This window comes from Streptomyces sp. CWNU-52B, assembly GCF_047444975.1.
Lineage (GTDB): Bacteria > Actinomycetota > Actinomycetes > Streptomycetales > Streptomycetaceae > Streptomyces.
The window spans coordinates 13,356-33,327 of record NZ_JBLFJV010000046.1 but is presented as its reverse complement, the minus strand read 5'-3'; the positions used below and the strand labels follow the sequence as shown (position 1 = coordinate 33,327).

The following is a 19,972-nucleotide window of genomic DNA, read 5'->3' as shown; positions in this document are numbered from 1 at the left end:
ACCTCACGCCTCCACCGGCACCGCCCGCACCCAGATCCGGTCCTCCGTCAGATACCTGTCGACCCTCAGCCCCGCCTCCCCCAACGCCTCCTCGAACTCCTCCCTGCTGAGCGGCCGGGCGAGGAACGTCTGCGTCCACACCGCGTCCGGGAACACATACTCCGCCCGCACCGAGTCGACGCCGTCCCCGACCGGCTCCGCGGACAGCATGCGCACCGTGAACCCGGTCGGATCGACCCGCTCCCGCGGCAGGTCGGAGTGGTAGTCCTCGCCCTCGCGCTGGATCAGCACACAGCCGCCGTCCGCGACATGCTTCCGGCACACGTCCAGCATTCCGCGCCGCACCGCGGGGTCGCCGGCGTGCACGAGGAACGACGCGAGTGTCACCACGTCGAATCTCTCGCCCAGGTCGAGCGTCTCGATGGCGCCGCGTATCTTGCGCGCGCCGCGCACCCGCTCCAGCATCTCGGCGGACTCGTCCACGGCCGTCACGGTGAAGCCCCGCTCCAGGAGGGGATGGGTCATACGCCCCACGCCACAGCCCAGTTCGAGGATGCTCGCCTGCTCCGGCACCGCTGAGGCGATGATGTCCGGCTCGTCACCGACGGGCAGTCGCGCGTACAACTCCACCGCGCAGCCGTCCGGCGTGATGGCGCCGGGCCCCGTGCCTTCGTATCCCTCACGCATCTCGATCGTCATACCCGTCCAACGGCTCGTGTCCGCCGCCTCGTTCCCGACCTCTTCCGCACCATCCGTTCGAGTGAGATCTGATCGGCCGGGCAACCTTGGGGGCCGACGCACCGGAGTACGTTTCACCGTAGGAGCAGTGATGACGATGCGTACAGGCAGTGAACCGACGACTGCGCGCAGTGCGCTGCGAGCGCGTCTGTGGCTCAGTGTGTGGGGGATGGTCTGGGCGATCGTGGGGACGGCCGCGTTCGCCCTGGTCGGGCGGACGGGCTGGGCGATCGCCTGCGGTGTGCTGTGGCTGATCGCCACCGTCGACCTGGTGACGGTCCTCAGGCATCTCCGCCAGGGGCCGCACTACCAGCCGGGCCCCGACATCCCACCGTATCCACCGCCGGACCGCCGCACGTAGGCGCGCCCGTCAAGTGCGGCGGGCTCAGCCCGGGCTCGGCCCGTCGCGCGGCCCGGTTCAGGATTCGTCGAACCGTGCCGCGGCCAGGTACTCCGGCTGTGGGTCCAGCGCGGCGGCCAGCCGGAAGTGGCGCTTGGCCTGGCCGGGCTGTCCGGAACGCTCATAGGTGCGGGCGAGCGCGAAGTGCGCGAACGCGTTGTCCGGCTCGCGCTCCAGCACGATGGTGAACTCCAGCTCGGCCGGCCGCAGTTGCGCCGCCGCGAAGAAGGCTCGCGCGCGCAGCAGCCGGGCCGCGGTGTTCTCCGGGTACGCGGCGATGACGTTGTCGAGCAGCTTCACCGCACCCCTGGGATCCCGTGCGGCCAACAACTGCTCGGCGGCACGGAAGTCGATGACATGCGTCTCCGGAGTACGTCCGGCGAATCCGCTGGTCTCGGGCACGGAAAATTCCTTCCCTCACTGCGGACAATCAACGCCTCGAAGGCGCCCACTATTCCGCGGCCGCCCGAGCCCGCCGCTCCAGGTCCGCCCACACGTCCCGTACTCGCTGCCGAAGCGCTTCCAGGGGAACGTCGTTGTCGATGACGACGTCCGCGATCTCCCGGCGCTTCTCGCGCGTGGCCTGCGCCGCCATGCGGGCGCGGGCGTCGTCCTCGGTCATGCCACGCAGCCGGACGAGCCGGTCGAGCTGGGTATCGGTGCTCGCGTCGACCACGATCACGAGGTCGTACAGCTTCGCGAGGCCGTTCTCCGCGAGCAGCGGTACGTCGTGCACCACCACGGAGTCCGCGGAGGCCGCCTCTTCGAGTTCACGGGAGCGGGCGCCGACCAAGGGGTGCACGATCGAGTTCAGGACGGCGAGCTTCTCGGCGTCCGCGAAGACGATCGAGCCGAGCTTCGGCCGGTCGAGGGTGCCGTCCGCGGTGAGTACGTCCGCGCCGAAGGCGTCGACGACCGCCGTAAGACCGGGTGTTCCCGGCGCGACGACCTCTCGCGCGATCCGGTCGGCGTCGATCAGCACGGCCCCGTGCTCCACGAGCAGCCGCGACACCTCACTCTTGCCGGCGCCGATCCCACCGGTCAGGCCCACCTTCAGCATGCGAAAAGCTTAGGCCCCACCACCGACACCGCCCCTGCCGGGTCCCGAAGCCCCGACGAACGCGCCCGGAAGGAACGCGGGGAACGGCGCGCCCAGCCACATCACGCCCGCAGAAGACAACCGACGCCAGACCTGGCCCGCCGCCTGTTCCCGCACCCGCTCCCGCTTCTGCTCCCGCTCCACCAGCGGAGCTACCCGTCGCCCTCCCGCTCCGCGAGAAACCGCTCGAACTCGAGACCGATCTCGTCCGCCGACGGGATGTCCACCGGCTCGGCGAGCATGTTGCCCCGCGTCTCGGCGCCCGCGGCGGCGTCGTACTGGTGCTCAAGTCCCTGTACGAGGGCGACGAGGTCCTCGTCGCCCTCCTGGATCTGCCGGTCGATCTCGGTCTGGGTGCGGTGCGCCTCGGTGCGCAGCCCGTGCGCGATGCTCGGCAGGACCAGTCCGGTCGCGGCCGTGATCGCCTCCATGACCGTCAGCGCGGCGTCCGGGTACGGGGAGCGGGCGATGTAGTGGGGCACGTGCGCGCCGACACCGAGGACGTCGTGTCCGGCCTCCATGAGGCGGTACTCGACCAGCGACTCGGCGCTGCCCGGGACCTGGGCCTCGTCGAAGGGGCTGCGGTGGCCGGGGACGAGGTCCGTCCGGTTGCCGTGCGGGGTGAGGCCCACGGGGCGGGTGTGCGGGACGCCCATGGGGATGCCGTGGAAGTTCACGGACAGCCGCACGCCGAGGCGTTCCACGATCTGCTGGACGGCCGCGGTGAAGCGCTCCCACTCCACGTCCGGCTCGGGACCGGAGAGCAGCAGGAAGGGCGCGCCGGTGGCGTCCTGGACGAGCCGCACGTCCAGCGTGGGCTCTTCGTACTCGGCCCAGCGGTCGCGCTTGAACGTCAGCAGCGGACGGCGGGCGCGGTAGTCCACGAGCCGGTCGTGGTCGAAGCGGGCCACGACCTGGTGGGGCAGCGAGTCGAGCAGCCGGTCGACGATCTGGTCGCCGGTCTCGCCCGCGTCGATGTATCCGTCGAAGTGGTAGAGCATGACAAGGCCGGCCGACTCCTGTGCGAGCGCCATGTCGACGACGGCCAAGCCCTTCGGCTCCCATGCGTACAAACCCTGCGGATCAAGCACTGTGACCGCTCCTCCTCGTGTTCGTACTCGACAACACGGCCCAGGACACGGGCATTCCCGGTTCACGTCTGTTCGCGGTCGCCTTTTACCTGCCGAGACGGGGCGCCAGGACGACAGGAAGGCGGTGGCGGCACGACGCACCGCGGGCCCGCACCCAAGTGGGTGCGGGCCCGCGGTTACCAGCTACAGCTAGCTAGCGCTGACGGTGAGCTGTCAGCTCTGGCCGCCGGCGAGCTTCTCGCGCAGTGCCGCCAGCGCCTCGTCCGACGCCAGGGCGCCGGAGTTGTCGTCCGACTCCGAGGAGTACGAACCGCCGCCGCCACCGCCGCCACCGCTGGAGGCGGCCGGAGCCGCACCCGGGGTGGTGACACCCTCGGCCTCGGCCTGGGCGTCCGCCTCGCGGGACTTGATGACCTGAGCCTGGTGCTGCTCGAAGCGCGTCTGCGCCTCGGCGTACTGGTTCTCCCACACCTCGCGCTGGGACTCGTAGCCCTCGAGCCAGTCGTTGGTCTCGGGGTCGAAGCCCTCGGGGTAGATGTAGTTGCCCTGGTCGTCGTACGACGCGGCCATGCCGTACAGCGTCGGGTCGAACTCGACCGAGGCCGGGTCGGCACCGAAGGACTCGTTGGCCTGCTTCAGCGAGAGGCTGATGCGACGGCGCTCGAGGTCGATGTCGATGACCTTGACGAAGATCTCGTCGTTGACCTGGACGACCTGCTCCGGGATCTCCACGTGGCGCTCGGCCAGCTCGGAGATGTGGACCAGACCCTCGATGCCCTCGTCCACGCGGACGAACGCACCGAACGGAACCAGCTTCGTGACCTTGCCGGGCACGACCTGGCCGATCTGGTGCGTGCGGGCGAACTGCTGCCACGGGTCTTCCTGCGTCGCCTTCAGCGACAGGGAGACACGCTCGCGGTCCATGTCCACGTCGAGGACCTCGACGGTGACTTCCTGACCGACCTCGACAACCTCGGAGGGGTGGTCGATGTGCTTCCAGGAGAGCTCCGAGACGTGCACCAGGCCGTCGACGCCACCCAGGTCCACGAACGCACCGAAGTTGACGATCGAGGAAACGACGCCGGAGCGGACCTGACCCTTCTGCAGGGTGGTGAGGAACGTCTGGCGGACCTCGGACTGGGTCTGCTCCAGCCAGGCACGGCGGGACAGGACCACGTTGTTGCGGTTCTTGTCCAGCTCGATGATCTTGGCCTCGAGCTCCTTGCCCACGTAGGGCTGGAGGTCGCGGACACGGCGCATCTCGACGAGAGAAGCCGGCAGGAAGCCACGGAGGCCGATGTCGAGGATGAGTCCACCCTTGACGACCTCGATGACGGTGCCGGTGACGATGCCGTCCTCTTCCTTGATCTTCTCGATGGTGCCCCAGGCGCGCTCGTACTGGGCGCGCTTCTTCGAGAGGATCAGGCGGCCTTCCTTGTCCTCCTTCTGGAGAACAAGGGCTTCGATCTCGTCGCCGACCTTGACGACCTCATTGGGGTCGACGTCGTGCTTGATCGAGAGCTCGCGGCTCGGGATGACACCTTCGGTCTTGTAACCGATGTCGAGCAGGACCTCGTCCCGGTCGACCTTCACGATGACGCCGTCGACGATGTCGCCGTCGTTGAAGTACTTGATCGTCTCGTCGATCGCGGCGAGGAAAGCTTCCTCGTTACCGATGTCGTTGACCGCAACCTGCGGGGTGGTGGCGGTGGTCTCGGTGCTGCTCGTCATGTGGGAAAGGGCTCCGGTACGGACAGTGAGTCGTAGGTACTGCTTACGCCGGGAGCCCGTTTCGCTCTGAAGAAGGCCGGACAGCCAAGGAAGCGCCGAATCCGGGCCGTGTTCGATGAGAACACTCGCCGGTGGCGCCTCGAAAACCGAGGGGACATACGACAGATGCGAGCGCAGCCTGCTACGTCTGAGGAGCGCAGGCCCGCAGCGCAACTTGTAGCATACGGGGGCAGCCGGACAGGGTCAATGCGCGAAGGCGCACACCCGGGGCGGATCGCCGCATACCCGGCACAAGACCCACGTGGCGGCAGCCGTACATCCGGTATCTCGCGAGGCCACGAGGCCGCGCGAACCCTGTGGTGCCCCTTTCGTGACCGCCGTCGGTACGGGTCGGACGGAAGAGCCCGCAGATTAATACGAGGGAGCCGATCATCCAAGAGCCCGAACCGTCCGAGGCCCGGTACGCGCCACCGTACGAGGCCGAGTACGAGGCCGAGTCCGAGCCCGAAGCGACCCGACGGGAGGCCGGCGGCTCCGAGAGCTCCCGGGCCAATCGCGGCTGGTGGGACCGGAACGCGGACGACTATCAGATCGAACACGGCACGTTCCTCGGCGACGACCGATTCGTGTGGTGCCCCGAGGGCCTCGACGAGATCGAGGCCGAGCTGCTCGGCCCGATGGAGGACCTGAAGGGGAAGGACGTCCTGGAGATCGGCGCCGGGGCCGCCCAGTGCTCGCGCTGGCTGGCCGCCCAGGGGGCCCGACCGGTCGCCCTGGACCTCTCGCACCGGCAGCTCCAGCACGCCCTGCGGATCGGCGCCGACAGCGTCCGGCTCGTGGAGGCGGACGCCACCGCGCTGCCCTTCGCGGACGGCTCCTTCGACCTGGCGTGCTCCGCGTACGGGGCGCTGCCGTTCGTCGCCGAGCCCGTGCGGGTCCTCAAGGAGGTGCACCGGGTGCTGCGGCCGGGCGGCCGGTTCGTCTTCTCCGTCACCCACCCGGTCCGCTGGGCCTTCCCCGACGAGCCGGGGCCCGAGGGGCTGAGCGTGGCCTCCTCGTACTTCGACCGCACCCCGTACGTCGAGCAGGACGACGCCGGGAACGCGGTGTACGTCGAGCACCACAGGACGGTCGGCGACCGCGTCCGGGACGTCGTCGCGGGCGGTTTCCGGCTGGTCGACCTGGTCGAACCGCAGTGGCCCGCCTGGAACACCCAGGAGTGGGGCGGCTGGTCGCCCCTTCGGGGAAACCTCATTCCTGGTACGGCGATCTTCGTGTGCGTACGAGACTGAGCAGGTGATCCGTTACGACGCCCTGGACCTCCTGCCCGTACGCGGCGCGCTGCCCGGCCTGCGCGACGCCCTGGAGGCCCGGGGCGCCGCCGTGCTCGTCGCGCCGCCCGGCACGGGAAAGACGACCCTCGTGCCGCTGGTCCTGGCCGGGCTGGTCGGCGAGGGGCCCGCGCGCCGGGTCCTCGTCGCCGAGCCGCGACGGATCGCGGCGCGGGCCGCCGCGCGGCGGATGGCGTGGCTGCTCGGCGAGAAGGTCGGCCGGAGCGTCGGGTTCACCGTGCGCGGGGAGCGGGTGGTGGGCCCCCACGCGCGCGTGGAGGTCGTCACGACCGGCGTGCTGCTGCAGCGGCTGCAACGGGACCAGGAACTGACCGGTGTCGACGTGGTCGTCCTCGACGAGTGCCACGAACGCCATCTTGACGCGGACACCGCGGCGGCCTTCCTGCTGGACGTCCGGGCCGCCCTGCGCCCCGAGCTGCGGCTGGTGGCCGCCTCGGCGACGACCGACGCGCAGGGGTGGGCGCGGCTGCTCGGCGACGTCCCGGTGGTCGAGGCGGCGGGTGTCTCCCATCCCGTCGAGGTGGTGTGGGCGCCGTCCGTGCGCCCGGTGCGGCCGCCGCACGGGACGCGCGTGGATCCCGTCCTGCTGACGCATGTGGCGTCGGTGGTGCGGCGGGCGCTCGCCGAACGCGACGGGGACGTCCTGTGCTTCCTCCCCGGGGTCGGGGAGATCGCGCGGGTCGCCGGACAGCTGGGCGGGCTGGACGGGCTGGGCGACGTCGAGGTGCTCCAGGTGCACGGGCGGGCTCCGACGGCCGTGCAGGACGCGGTGCTGTCCGGCGGTGCGCGGCGCCGGGTGGTCCTCGCGACCTCGGTGGCCGAGTCGTCGCTGACGGTCCCCGGGGTGCGGGTGGTCGTGGACAGCGGGCTGGCGCGCGAGCCGCGGGTGGACCACGCGCGGGGCCTGAGCGCGCTGGCGACGGTACGGGCCTCGCAGGCCACCGGGCGGCAGCGGGCCGGGCGCGCCGGGCGGGAGGCCCCGGGGGCGGTGTACCGGTGCTGGACGGAGGCGGAGGACGGGCGTCTGCCGCGTTTCCCCTCGCCGGAGATCAAGGTGGCCGACCTGACGGCGTTCGCCCTGCAGGCGGCCTGCTGGGGCGATCCCGACGCCTCGGGACTGTCTTTGCTGGATCCGCCGCCGGCCGGCGCCATGGCGGCCGCTCGGGGCGTTCTGGAGGCCATCGGCGCGGTGGCCTCCGGCGGGCGGCCGACCGATCGGGGGGTACGGATGTCGCGGCTCGGGCTGCATCCGCGGCTGGGGCGGGCGTTGGTGGACGCGGCGGTGTCCCTGGGGGCCGAGCGTGCCGCCGAGGTGGTGGCCCTGCTGAGCGACGAGCCGCCGCGGTCGTACGGGGACGACCTCGCGGCGGCGTTGCGGGCCGCTCGGCGCGGGGGTGACGCCTATGGCGGGCGGTGGCGGGCGGAGGTACGGCGACTGCGGACCGCGGCGGCGCCCGCGCGGGGGCCTGACGGCCCTCCCACGCCGGAACGGTCGCACGCCGACCGCGAGTCCGCTGGGGCCGAGCGCGCGGTTCCCCGTGCCTCTGAAGGGGCGCCCGGTGACGAGTGGGCCGTCGGGGTTGTGGCTGCTCTTGCCTTTCCTGAGCGGGTCGCCCGGAGGCAAGGGGGGTCCTTTCTCATGGTGTCCGGTACCCGCGCCGAGTTGGGGAGTGAGGGCAGTGGGCTGCGGGACGCCGCCTGGATCGCTGTCGCGGTCGCCGACCGGCCGCTGGGCGCGGGGCACGCGCGCGTGCGGCTCGCCGCGGTGATCGACGAGGAGATCGCCCGCGAGGCGGCGGGGGCCCTGTACGCCGAAGGTGACGAGGTGCGCTGGGACGGCGGGGACGTCGTGGCCCGGCGGGTCCGGCGGCTGGGCGCCGTGGAGTTGGCGGTGCGGCCCCTGAAGAAGGCCGGGGCCGGGCTCGTACGGGCGGCGCTCGTCGAAGGGCTGCGGGCGGAAGGGTTCGGGGTGCTGCGGTGGTCCCGGGACGCCGAGGTGCTGCGGCAGCGGCTCGGGTTCCTGCATCACCGGTTCGGGGCCCCTTGGCCCGACGTGTCGGACGACGCGCTGCACGCGCGCGTGGACGAATGGCTCGAACCCGAGCTGGGCCGGGCACGGCGCCGGGCCGACCTGGAGCGCATCGACGCCGGACAGGCGCTGGGCCGGCTGTTGCCGTGGGCGTCCGGGGAGGCGGCCCGGTTCGAGGAACTGGCGCCCGAGCGGATCGAGGTGCCGAGCGGGTCCCGGATCCGGGTCGACTACGCGGACCCCGAACAGCCGGTGCTCGCGGTGAAACTGCAGGAGATGTTCGGGGCGCAGGAGTCACCGACGGTGGCGGGGGTGCCCGTCCTGGTGCATCTGCTGTCGCCCGCGGGGCGCCCGGCCGCCGTCACCTCCGACCTCGCGTCCTTCTGGAAGGGCGGCTACCGGGGCGTACGGGCGGAGTTGCGCGGGCGGTACCCGAAGCACCCCTGGCCCGAGGACCCGGCGACCGCGCAGCCGACCCGGCACACGAACGCACGCCTCAGGCGCTGATCGGCTCCGGTTCACGGGCCGCCGCCGGCGAAGGCTCCTCGGGGCGGCGGCCGCGGGCCTCCAGGTACAGGGCGAGCGACAGCAGCCCGACGCCCAGGACGAGGAAGCCCCAGGGCAGGTACGAGGTCATCAGCAGGACCAGCAGCCGCTGGGACTTGACCAGGTCGACCGTCGAGCGGATGTAGTCCTCGCGCATCTTCACGTGCCCGGCGAAGGCGGTCACCTTGTCGCGGTCGCCCAGGAGGGTGCCGCCGCGCAGCTCCTCCTTGTGGATCTCCTCCCCGTAGACGGGTGCGCCGGTGACGGGTTCGACCCAGAACTTGCGGACCGTGGTGTACCAGCGGGTCGTGCCCGTCCTGGCGACCGACTCCGGCGTGATGCCTTCGACGGGCATGATCTTCGGGAAGGGCACCTTGGTCCAGGGGATGGTCTGCTCGAAGTAGTACACGTCGACGCCCCGGAAGTCCTGGGTGCCCTCGTAGTGGATGGGCGCGGTGATCCGGGCCTGCGCGTCGAAGTACTCGTAGTCCCTCTTCTCCGTCAGGAAGGGCCACTTGAACTCGATGCCCTCACGCCTGACGGGGTCGCCGTCGACCATCTCGCCGGTGGCGTGGACGGGTTCCTGGGTGTGGGCGTCGAAGATGTACCGCTCGGGGATCCTGGAGACCATCTTGCCGTCGGGGCCCTGGACGTAGGAGAGGCCGTCCCAGACGACGACGTCGCGGTTCGCGGTCCTCTCGATCTTCTCGGAGGCCTCGACGTCGCCCTTGAGGGTCTGGACGACGGTGACCTTGTCGACCTTCTTGGCGGTCATGGTGCCGTAGTCGAGGAGGGTCGCGTCCTTCGCCTCCAGCACCATGTCCTGGTACTGGCCGGCGGGGATCTTGGCGAGCCGCGGGAAGGCGTACCAGCGCAGCAGCGGGGACAGGGCCGCGAAGAACACGGCGAGGGCGAGCAGGATCAGGCTGGCCTTGCGGCGCATCTCGACGGCCCTCCCGTGCGTTGCGGATGACGTGGTGGCTGGCTTACTCATGGATGGCTGGGGACAGTGGTGAGCAGCGGCTTCGGTGACGTCCTGCCCGCGGGTGAGCCCACGGCCGTGATCGTGAGGACCAGCGCGAACGCGACGGCGAGACCGGTCGCGGCGGCGATCAGGGCACGCATTGCGGACCTCCCGGCGCACGGAACTGATACATCGTCAGATCGGGCACCGTAGCAACGGGCGGGCGAGATGAGAACACGTCGCGCACACACAGCGGCGCCCCCTCGCCTGACGGACAGGTCTCAGGGGGCGCCGCGGGTCGTCCGCCGGCTGCGCTAGGCGGCGGCCGCCGCCACCTTCAGCTCGACGGTCAGCGTCGCGCCGCCGGTCGTGGTGATCCGCAGCAGGTACGTGCCGGCCGTGTCGTCCGCGTACAGCTTCGGCAGTTCCAGCAGGCCGTTCGCGTCCGTCTTGAGGCCCGCGAGGGTGCGTACCGGCTTGTCGTCCGCGTCCTTGAAGTACGGGCCCTTGTCGTTCTCGGTGGCGTCGTCCGCCGCCTTGACGAGCGTGGCCGTGGCGGCGACACCGTCCGCGGCGGCGCCCTTGTACGTGGCCTTCAGCGCGACCCGGTCCGCGAACTCGCCACCCGGCACGCAGGTCAGCGCAGTGTCGGTGGTGCGGGCGAGGGCGTCGGCCTGGCGGGCGGTGACCGTCGCCGCGTAGTCGAGGCCGGAGACGGAGCGGCCGACGACGGTGGCGCGGACCGTGAACCCGCCGGTCTTCTCACCCGCGTCGAGCGCGGGCGCGGTCGCCACACCGGAGGCGTCGGTGACGACGGTCGCGACGCTCTCCCCGCCGGTGAAGGCCGCGTCGGTGTCGCCGACGATCGTGAACCGGACCCGGACCTTCCCGACGGGCTTGCCCGCCTTCGTCTCGGTACGGGCGGTGATCTTCTCGGTGAAGGTGTCCCCGGCGGTCGCGGTGAGCTTCCCGGTGCCCGCGTCCTCCAGGTGGTCCACCGTCTCGGTGGGCGTGGGGGTCGAGGTCGCCGGGGGTGTGGTGGCCGGCGGGGTCGGCGTGCTGCTGGGCGGCTTCGGGCTCGTGCTCGGGCTCGTGGAGCCGCCGCCTCCCGGGGTCTGACCGCTGGGCGTCGTCGTGCCCGGAGAGGCCGGCGAGGTCGGCGTCGGGCTGCTGCTCGTCCCGTCGCTGCGGCCGGAGGGCAGCGTGCCCCTGCCGTCGGGGACCTCGTGGGTGCCCTTGCGGTAGAACTCCAGCCACGACAGGACCGTGTTCAGGTAAGCCGTCTCGTTGTTGTAGCTGAGGACGGCGCGCCTGAGGTCGGCGCTGTCGGACAGGTCCCAGTCGAACCGGCACAGGTAGTGGCCGGCCGCGAGGGCCGCGTCGTAGATGTTGTTGGGGTCCTTCTTGCCGTCGTCGTTGCCGTCGCGGCCCGCCCACTCCCAGGTGGAGGGGATGAACTGCATGGGACCGACCGCCCGGTCGTGGGCGGTGTCCCCGTCGTACGCGCCGCCGTCGGTGTCGGTGATCAGCGCGAATCCGTTGCCGTCTAGGGCCGGGCCGAGAATCGGGGTGATCGTGGTCCCGTTGGCGTAGACCCGGCCGCCGTTGGCCTGTCCGGACTCGACCTTGCCGATGGCCGCGAGGAGCTGCCAGGGGAGGTTGCACCCGGGCTTGGACCGGCCCAGCTCCGTCTCGGCCTTCTTGTAGGCGTCGAGAACGGTCGCGGGTATGCCCGCTTCGGCGTCACCCGCGGCGCCCGGGGTGGCGCTCGCGCTGGGCGACGGCGTGGGGCTGTTGAGCGGCGGGAGGTCCGTGTAGTACGGCGAGTTGCCGGTCGCGCCGTCGCCGGCGTTCGGGTCGGGCGAGGGCTGGGAGTTGGCGCTCCCCTTGCCCTGGGAGGAGTCCGTCACGCCCGGGGCCTGGGATGCGGACAGAGCCGCGACCGCCAGTGCCGCCACTGCTGTGGTGGCCGCCCCCTTGACGACCCGCCTGCCGAATTGCGCCGCCATTGCGTGAACCCCTCCCGTGGACGATCACTCGTGCTCCGCGCGTTCTCCTGCTGCCCGGTGCCGTGCGGCCGCACTCCCCAGTACGGCGACCCAGGCGACCCTACGACAACTTCTGGCGCGTAGACACCTGTTCGTGCCCGGTTTTCACCGGTTGGCCACATACCGTTGGTCCGGCCCCGGAGACCCCCGGCATGCCGCGCCACCGGGAACCGTTCCCTCATACTGAACGTCACCGATCAAGGAGTGGTCGGGCCGTCCAGCAGGGCCGTCCGCTCCGCTCGGTCGGGGCCGGTTCTCCCGGGCCGGGAGGATTCTCCTCGGTCCGGGGCAATGTCGTTCGCGGGGAGCCCAGTTGCCGTTCACTCTCAGCCATGCCGCGGCCGTCCTGCCGGTGGTACGCACCGACGGGACCGGACGCGGCCGACTGGTTCCGGCCGTGCTCGTGGCCGGTTCGTTCGCGCCCGACATGACCTATTACGCGGCGAGTATGCTGCCGGGGGCAATGGAGTTCGGCGATTTCACGCACTCCCTCACCGGGGTGTTCACCTTCGACGTCCTGGTCGCCTGGGTGCTCGTGGGGGCCTGGCTGGTGCTGCGTGAGCCGCTGGTGGCGCTGTTGCCGCGCGGCCGGCAGGGGCGGGTCGGGGCCTTCCTGCGCTGCGGTGCGCCGCGCGCCCGCCTGCGGCCGTCGCTCGCCCTGTGGTGGTACGTGTCCGCGGTGTCCGGGGCGCTGACCCATGTCGTCTGGGACGCGTTCACGCATCTCGACCGGTGGGGCATGCGGGTGTTTCCCGTGTTGGGGCGGGAGGTCGCGGGTTCGCCCCTGTACTGGTATCTGCAGTACGGCGGTTCGGCCGTCGCCGCCGTGGTGATCGCGGCGTTCGTGGTGGTGGCCCTGCGGCGGCAGCGCCCCGCGGGGGCATCGGAGGCGGCGGTGGCCGTGGGCGTACCCCTGCTGTCGGTGCGTGACCGCTGGCTGGCGGGGGTCCTGATCGGGGGCTGCGCGGTGGTGGCCGCTGTGCAGCGGGCCGCTCGCTGGTGGGACTACTGGGGGGCGCGGGCCGAGCCCTGGGAGCTGATTCCGACGGTCTGTTTCGGGGCGGGGGCCGGGCTGGCCGTCGGCTTCGCGGGGTACGCCGTGGCGGTCAGGGTGTGGCGCCCGGCTCCGGTTCGCCCCAGCGCGGCGGCGGACCGTGCGGAGCGGAGCCGTCCGGTTCCCCGCTGACCGTGGTACGTCGTCGGGTGCGCCCCGGCGGGGGCTGATCGCGCAGTTCCCCGCGCCCCAAAAAAGCGGGGCTACGCCCCACTAACCCCAACGCCTCCGCCCCGCACCCAACACACGACCCCGGACACCCACTCACCCCAGGGGCACGGGGAACTGCGCACCCGACACACCACCTCGGCCCCCACCCCCTCAGGGGCGCGAGGAACTGCGCGCTCAACCCACGACGAGCCGCACCCGACACACCGCCTCGGCCCCCCACCCCCTCAGGGGCGCGAGGAACTGCGCGCTCAACCCACGACGAGCCGCACCCGACACACCGCCTCGGCCCCCCACCCCCTCAGGGGCGCGAGGAACTGCGCGCTCAGCCTCAGCGGACCCGCACCAACAAACCCGCCCAAGCCCCGCAGGGGGGCGCGAGGAACTGCGCGCCAAGCCCCAGCGGACCCGCACCGACAAACCCGGCCCAAGCCCCGCAGGGGACCGCGTGCCAAGCCACCGCCGGCCCGCGCCGCACAACGACCCCGCACCCCAGCGGAGCTAATGCGCCGCAGACTCCCAGTCCGCCCCCGAGCCCACCGACACGTCCAGCGGCGCCCTGAGCCGCACCGCCCCAGCCATCTCCCGGCGGACCAGTTCCTCCGTCTTCGCGCGCTCCCCCGGCGCGATCTCCAGGACGATTTCGTCGTGGACCTGGAGGAGCATGCGGGACGTGAGCCCGGCCTCGCGCAGAGCCCGGTCCACATGCAGCATCGCGATCTTGACGATGTCCGCCGCCGTGCCCTGGATCGGCGCGTTCAGCGCCATGCGCTCGGCCGCCTCACGCCGCTGGCGGTTGTCGCTGTTGAGGTCGGGGAGGTACCGGCGGCGCCCGAACAGCGTCGCCGTGTAACCCGTCGCCCGCGCCTCGTCGACCGCCCGGCGCAGATAGTCCCGTACCCCTCCGAAGCGCTCGAAGTACGTGTCCATCAGCGCACGCGCCTCGCCCGCGTCGATGTTGAGCTGCTGGGAGAGACCGAACGCCGACAGACCGTAGGCCAGCCCGTACGACATGGCCTTGATCTTGCGGCGCATCTCCGCGTCGACGGCGGACCGCTCCACGGAGAACACCTGCGAGGCGACCGTGGTGTGCAGGTCCTCGCCGGAGGTGAAGGCCGCCAGCAGGCCCTCGTCCTCGGACAGGTGAGCCATCACCCGCAGCTCGATCTGGCTGTAGTCGGCGGTCATCAGCGACTCGAAGCCCTCGCCGACCACGAAGCCGCGGCGGATCGCGCGGCCCTCCTCGGTGCGCACCGGGATGTTCTGCAGGTTCGGGTCCTGCGACGAGAGGCGGCCCGTCGCGGCGACCGTCTGGTGGAACGTGGTGTGGATACGGCCGTCCGCGGCGATCGTCTTGATCAGGCCCTCGACGGTCACCCGCAGCTTCGCCTGCTCGCGGTGGCGGAGCATGATGACCGGCAGTTCGTTGTCGGTCTGGGCGGCGAGCCAGGCCAGCGCGTCGGCGTCCGTCGTGTAGCCGGTCTTCGTCTTCTTGGTCTTGGGCAGGCCCAGCTCGCCGAAGAGGACTTCCTGGAGCTGCTTGGGCGAGCCCAGGTTGAACTCGTGCCCCACGGACGCGTGGGCCTCCTTCACGGCCTGCTGGACCGCGCCCGCGAACATCTGCTCCATCGTCTCCAGGTGCGCCCTGTCCGCCGCGATGCCGTGGCGCTCCAGGCGGGCCAGCAGCGTCGAGGTGGGCAGCTCCATGTCCCGGAGCAGATCGGCCGCGCCGACCTCCTGGAGCCGCTCCCCGAAGGCCTCGCCCAGATCGAGGATCACGCGGGCCTGCACCATCAGCGCGTCGGCCTCCGCCCCCTCGTCCGCGCCGAAGGCGAGCTGTCCGTCGGCGGTCGCGGCGGGCGCCAGCTCCCGGCCGAGGTACTCCAGGGACAGCGCGTCCAGGTCGAAGGAGCGCCGGCCCGGCTTCACGAGATAGGCGGCGAGCGCGGTGTCCATGGAGATGCCCGCGACGCTCCACCCGTGCTCGGCGAAGACCCGCATGACCGCCTTCGCGTTGTGCAGCACCTTGGGGCTGTCGGCGTCGGCGAGCCACCGCGCGAACGCGTTCTCGTCGCTCTCGTCGAGCTGCGACGGGTCGAACCACGCCGCCGGCCCGTCGGCCGCGGCGAGCGCGACCTCCGCGACCGACCCCGTACCGAGCGCCCAGGTGTCGACCGTGGCGACGCCGAGCGCCGCCGTGCCGTGCTCGGCGAGCCAGGGGTGCAGCCCGCCCGCCTCCAGGACCGTGCCGTCCACGGCCACGCCCGCGGCGGCCGGCTGCGCCTCGGCGGGCTCCTCGCCCGGGTCCACGGCCAGCAGCCGCTCGCGCAGCGACGGATTGCGGATCTCCAGGGTGTCCAGGACCATCGCGACCGCCGTGCGGTCGTACGGAGCGCGCTCCAGGGCGGGGACCGCCTTCGGCAGCTCGACGTCACGCACCATCTCGGTCAGCCGGCGGTTCAGCTTGACCGAGTCCAGGTGGTCGCGGAAGTTCTGCCCGGCCTTGCCCTTGACCTCCTCGGCCCGCTCGACCAGCTCCGCGAACGAACCGAACTGGTTGATCCACTTCGCGGCGGTCTTCTCACCGACGCCCGGAATACCCGGCAGGTTGTCCGACGGGTCGCCGCGCAGGGCCGCGAAGTCGGGGTACTGGGCGGGAGTCAGCCCGTACTTCTCGAAGACCTTCTCCGGGGTGAACCGGGTCAGCTCGGAGACTCCCTTGGTCGGATAGAGCACGGTCGTGTGCTCGGAGACCAGCTGGAAGGAGTCACGGTCGCCCGTGACGATCAACACGTCGAAACCCTCGGCCTCGGCCTGCGTGGCGAGCGTGGCGATGATGTCGTCCGCCTCGAAGCCGTCGACGGCGAACCGCTCCGCGTGCATCGCGTCCAGGAGCTCACCGATCAGCTCGACCTGGCCCTTGAACTCGTCCGGCGTCTTCGACCTGTTCGCCTTGTACTCCGGGAACTCCTCGGAGCGCCACGTCTTGCGCGACACGTCGAAGGCCACCGCGAAGTGCGTGGGCGCCTCGTCGCGCAGCGTGTTGGCGAGCATCGACGCGAAGCCGTAGATCGCGTTCGTCGGCTGGCCCGTCGCCGTCGTGAAATTCTCCACCGGCAGCGCGAAGAACGCGCGGTACGCCAGCGAGTGCCCATCCATGAGCATCAGCCGCGGGCGTCCCCCGCCGGAGGTCTTCTCGGTCTTCTTCGATGCTGTCTCTGCCACACCCCCGATCCTGCCACGCCCCACTGACAGTCGGACCCACAGCGCCGCTCGGCGCCGCCCGCGGCCCTGCCCCAGGTGTGTGTCGGCACCACGTGCGACCATCGGAGACGTACCTCACACACGCGCTCGAAGAGGAGGCCGAGATGGCCGGCAAGCCGCCCCAGAACGATCCGGTTCAGGACGCGCCGCAGGTCGCCGGGCCCAAGCACGCCGCGGCCGGGCTGCCCGCCATCGGGCACACCCTGCGCATCGCCCAGCAGCAGATGGGGGTGAAGCGCACGGCGCTGACCCTGCTCCGGGTCAACCAGAAGGACGGCTTCGACTGCCCCGGCTGCGCCTGGCCCGACCCGGATCACCGGCACACGGCGGAGTTCTGCGAGAACGGCGCGAAGGCGGTCGCGGAGGAAGCCACCCTGCGCCGCGTCACCCCGGACTTCTTCGCCGCGCACCCGGTCGCCGACCTCGCCACCCGCAGCGGCTACTGGCTGGGCCAGCAGGGCCGCCTCACCCGGCCCATGTACCTCGAAGAGGGCGCCGACCGCTACGAGGCGGTGTCCTGGGAGCGTGCCTTCGACATCGTCGCCGAGGAGCTGACCGCCCTCGACTCCCCCGACGAGGCGCTGTTCTACACCTCGGGCCGCACCAGCAACGAGGCGGCGTTCCTCTACCAGCTGTTCGCCCGCGAGTACGGCACGAACAACCTCCCCGACTGCTCCAACATGTGCCACGAGTCGTCCGGCTCCGCACTGAACGAGACCATCGGCATCGGCAAGGGCAGCGTCCTCCTCGACGACCTCTACCAGGCGGACCTGATCATCGTCGCCGGGCAGAACCCGGGCACCAACCACCCGCGCATGCTCTCCGCCCTGGAGAAGGCGAAGTCGAACGGCGCGAAGATCATCACGGTGAACCCGCTGCCCGAGGCGGGCATGGAGCGCTTCAAGAACCCGCAGACCCCCCAGGGCATGATCAAGGGCGCCGCGCTCACCGACCTGTTCCTGCAGATCCGCATCGGCGGCGACCAGGCCCTCTTCCGCCTCCTGAACAAGCTCATCCTCGATACGGAGGGCGCCGTCGACGAGGAGTTCGTCGGTGAACACACCCACGGCTACGAGGAGTTCGCCGAGGCCGCCCGCGCCGCCGACTGGGACGAGACCCTCACCGCGACCGGCCTCACCCGCGCGCAGATCGACGAGGCGCTGGCCATGGTCCTCGCCTCCGAGCGCACCATCGTGTGCTGGGCGATGGGCCTCACCCAGCACAAGCACTCCGTGCCGACCATCCGCGAGGTCGTCAACTTCCTCCTGCTGCGCGGCAACATCGGCCGCCCCGGCGCGGGCGTCTGCCCGGTGCGCGGCCACTCGAACGTGCAGGGCGACCGCACCATGGGCATCTTCGAGCGCCCCGCACCCGCCTTCCTGGACGCCCTGGAGAAGGAGTTCGGCTTCGCCCCGCCCCGCGGCCACGGCCACGACGTCGTACGGGCCATCCGCGCGATGCGCGACGACAAGGCCAAGGTCTTCTTCGCGATGGGCGGCAACTTCGTCTCCGCGTCCCCCGACACCGAGGTCACCGAGGCCGCCATGCGCCGCGCCCGCCTCACCGTGCACGTGTCGACGAAGCTCAACCGCTCGCACGCCGTCACCGGCGCCCGCGCCCTGATCCTGCCCACCCTCGGCCGCACCGAGCGCGACCTCCAGGGCGGCGGCGAGCAGTTCGTGACCGTCGAGGACTCCATGGGCATGGTGCACGCCTCACGCGGCCGCCTGGAGCCCGCCAGCGACCACCTGCTGTCCGAGCCGGCCATCGTGTGCCGCCTCGCCCGCCGCGTCCTGGGCGCCGAATCCCGCACCCCCTGGGAGGAGTTCGAGAAGGACTACGCGACGGTCCGCGACCGCATCGCACGCGTCGTCCCGGGCTTCGACGACTTCAACACACGCGTCGCCGACCCCGCGGGCTTCGCCCTCCCGCACGCCCCGCGCGACGAACGCCGCTTCCCGACCGCCACCGGCAAGGCCAACTTCACCGCGGCGCCCGTCGAATACCCCAAGCTCCCCGAGGGCCGCCTGCTCCTGCAGACCCTGCGCTCCCACGACCAGTACAACACCACGATCTACGGCCTCGACGACCGCTACCGAGGCATCAAGAACGGCCGCCGGGTCGTCCTGGTGAACCCCGAGGACGCCCGCGAACTGGGCCTCGCCGACGGCTCGTACGCCGACCTGGTCAGCGAGTGGAAGGACGGCGTGGAGCGCCGCGCCGACGGCTTCCGCATCGTGCACTACCCGACGGCCCGCGGCTGCGCGGCCGCCTACTACCCGGAGACCAACGTCCTGGTGCCGCTGGACGCCACCGCCGACACCAGCAACACGCCCGCCAGCAAGTCCGTCGTCATCCGTCTGGAACAATCGGCCACCAACTGAGCGTTCGCTTAGTCACCGCGGTCACGCCACGGTCACCCACGATCGACGACGCAAGGAGCCGGACCCCATGGGCGAGCAGCACCACGTGAAGTTCCCGCAAGAGGTCATCGACGAATACACGGCACTGGGTGTGGACCTGGTCGCCATGTTCTCCGCCGGACACCTCGGCTCGCGCATGGGCGTCCAGATCGTCGAGGCCTCCGCGGACCGCGTCGTGGGCACCATGCCGGTCGAGGGCAACACCCAGCCGTACGGGCTCCTGCACGGCGGCGCCTCCGCCGTGCTCGCCGAGACCCTCGGCTCCGTCGGCGCCATGCTGCACGGCGGCAGCTCCAAGATCGCCGTCGGTGTCGACCTCAACTGCACCCACCACCGCGGCGCCAGCTCCGGCCTGGTCACCGGCGTGGCCACCCCACTGCACCGGGGCCGCTCCACCGCCACGTACGAGATCGTGATCAGCGGCGAGGACGGCAAGCGGGTCTGCAGCGCCCGCCTGACCTGCCTGCTGCGCGACGTGAAGCCGAGCGACGCACAGCGGGTCGACGCCGCGCGCTGACACGGCCCACCACCCGGCCGGCCGCGCCCCGACCCACGGGCGCCGGCCCGGCCGGGCCCGTACGCCCCACACGGGGCGACAACTCCCCGCAGCCGCCCACCCCTTGGGCCACACCGCCCGCAGCGCCACCCGCCCGGCCTCAGGCCGCACCGCCGCCGCCCCGCCGCGCCACGCCCCCTCAGGGCCTCCCCGCGGCCGACGCCCAGCCAGGTCCGCGCCCCGTACCGCCCGTGACCATGCCGGGACCGCTCCGGAAGCCGTCGGCCTGCATGCATGGACAGGACGCCCGATCAGCGTCCGAATTCCCGGGACCGAACACACCGGACTGCCACTCAACGCGAGCCCAGCGCTTTTCGACGTAACACTCTGTAACACGCACGCAATACAGCAACACGCTTTCCGCCGCGGCGGCCCCCGCTCCCGAGGCCTTTACCCACGGGCCGAACCCGCCCGTGACCCGGTCCTACGGCCAGGCCCGCCCACGTGCAACCGGAAGTGCGGGTTCTCAAAATGTGGACGCCAGAGAATTTCCGCCAAAGCGGCCGAGA

General features: G+C 71.5%; 15 protein-coding genes. 6 read left to right on the top strand and 9 right to left on the bottom strand.

Translation table 11 applies throughout. The features are described 5' to 3' along the window. Positions 1-3 precede the first annotated feature (3 nt). Positions 4-687 (bottom strand): class I SAM-dependent methyltransferase, encoded by a 684-nt coding sequence (locus ACLVWQ_RS30890; RefSeq protein WP_414112528.1) that lies wholly within the window; start codon positions 685-687, stop codon positions 4-6. Positions 688-835: 148 nt separating this feature from the next. Between ACLVWQ_RS30890 and ACLVWQ_RS30885 the strand changes: the two genes are divergently transcribed. Continuing rightward, positions 836-1,099: a DUF6343 family protein gene (locus ACLVWQ_RS30885; protein ID WP_414112603.1), complete on the top strand. Its 264-nt coding sequence runs from the start codon at positions 836-838 to the stop codon at positions 1,097-1,099. A gap of 57 nt (positions 1,100-1,156) precedes the next feature. Here ACLVWQ_RS30885 and ACLVWQ_RS30880 read toward each other — a convergent pair whose 3' ends face one another. The 4 genes from ACLVWQ_RS30880 to rpsA form a co-directional block, all read right to left on the bottom strand. Then, positions 1,157-1,540 carry a tetratricopeptide repeat protein gene (locus tag ACLVWQ_RS30880; RefSeq protein WP_414112527.1) on the bottom strand — a complete coding sequence of 128 codons (384 nt, stop codon included), beginning with the start codon at positions 1,538-1,540 and terminating at the stop codon, positions 1,157-1,159. 49 nt (positions 1,541-1,589) lie between these two features. Next, positions 1,590-2,198, bottom strand: coding sequence for a dephospho-CoA kinase (gene coaE, locus ACLVWQ_RS30875; RefSeq protein WP_414112526.1), 609 nt, complete (start codon positions 2,196-2,198; stop codon positions 1,590-1,592). 191 nt (positions 2,199-2,389) lie between these two features. Then, the gene (locus ACLVWQ_RS30870; protein WP_414112525.1) at positions 2,390-3,328 is read right to left on the bottom strand and encodes a PAC2 family protein; all 939 of its coding nucleotides are present in this window, start codon (positions 3,326-3,328) and stop codon (positions 2,390-2,392) included. A gap of 213 nt (positions 3,329-3,541) precedes the next feature. Continuing rightward, positions 3,542-5,059, bottom strand: a complete 1,518-nt coding sequence (rpsA, locus tag ACLVWQ_RS30865) for a 30S ribosomal protein S1 (protein ID WP_414112524.1) — start codon at positions 5,057-5,059, stop codon at positions 3,542-3,544. A gap of 428 nt (positions 5,060-5,487) precedes the next feature. Between rpsA and ACLVWQ_RS30860 the strand changes: the two genes are divergently transcribed. Beyond that, positions 5,488-6,351, top strand: coding sequence for a class I SAM-dependent methyltransferase (locus ACLVWQ_RS30860; RefSeq protein WP_414112602.1), 864 nt, complete (start codon positions 5,488-5,490; stop codon positions 6,349-6,351). 4 nt (positions 6,352-6,355) lie between these two features. After that, entirely contained in the window at positions 6,356-8,947 is a 2,592-nt protein-coding gene (hrpB, locus tag ACLVWQ_RS30855; RefSeq protein WP_414112523.1) for an ATP-dependent helicase HrpB, read from the top strand. Here the strand turns inward: hrpB and ACLVWQ_RS30850 are convergent. The 3 genes from ACLVWQ_RS30850 to ACLVWQ_RS30840 form a co-directional block, all read right to left on the bottom strand. After that, the gene (locus tag ACLVWQ_RS30850; RefSeq protein ID WP_414112522.1) at positions 8,937-9,929 is read right to left on the bottom strand and encodes a DUF3068 domain-containing protein; all 993 of its coding nucleotides are present in this window, start codon (positions 9,927-9,929) and stop codon (positions 8,937-8,939) included. The genes hrpB and ACLVWQ_RS30850 overlap by 11 nt on opposite strands. A gap of 47 nt (positions 9,930-9,976) precedes the next feature. Then, the gene (locus ACLVWQ_RS30845; RefSeq protein ID WP_414112521.1) at positions 9,977-10,111 is read right to left on the bottom strand and encodes an SPW_0924 family protein; all 135 of its coding nucleotides are present in this window, start codon (positions 10,109-10,111) and stop codon (positions 9,977-9,979) included. 153 nt (positions 10,112-10,264) lie between these two features. Further along, positions 10,265-11,959, bottom strand: a complete 1,695-nt coding sequence (locus tag ACLVWQ_RS30840) for a lytic murein transglycosylase (RefSeq protein ID WP_414112520.1) — start codon at positions 11,957-11,959, stop codon at positions 10,265-10,267. Between the two features lie 352 nt (positions 11,960-12,311). Here ACLVWQ_RS30840 and ACLVWQ_RS30835 point away from each other — a divergent pair, with 352 nt between their 5' ends. Continuing rightward, entirely contained in the window at positions 12,312-13,184 is an 873-nt protein-coding gene (locus ACLVWQ_RS30835; RefSeq protein WP_414112519.1) for a DUF4184 family protein, read from the top strand. 537 nt (positions 13,185-13,721) lie between these two features. Here the strand turns inward: ACLVWQ_RS30835 and polA are convergent. Then, positions 13,722-16,445, bottom strand: coding sequence for a DNA polymerase I (gene polA, locus ACLVWQ_RS30830; protein ID WP_414112518.1), 2,724 nt, complete (start codon positions 16,443-16,445; stop codon positions 13,722-13,724). A gap of 143 nt (positions 16,446-16,588) precedes the next feature. On the opposite strand from polA, the gene ACLVWQ_RS30825 reads away from it, so the two are divergent. After that, positions 16,589-18,868, top strand: coding sequence for an FdhF/YdeP family oxidoreductase (locus ACLVWQ_RS30825; RefSeq protein WP_414112601.1), 2,280 nt, complete (start codon positions 16,589-16,591; stop codon positions 18,866-18,868). A 67-nt stretch (positions 18,869-18,935) separates the two neighbouring features. Beyond that, on the top strand, positions 18,936-19,424 hold the full coding sequence (locus tag ACLVWQ_RS30820; protein WP_414112517.1) for a PaaI family thioesterase: 489 nt from the start codon (positions 18,936-18,938) through the stop codon (positions 19,422-19,424). Positions 19,425-19,972: the final 548 nt, after the last annotated feature.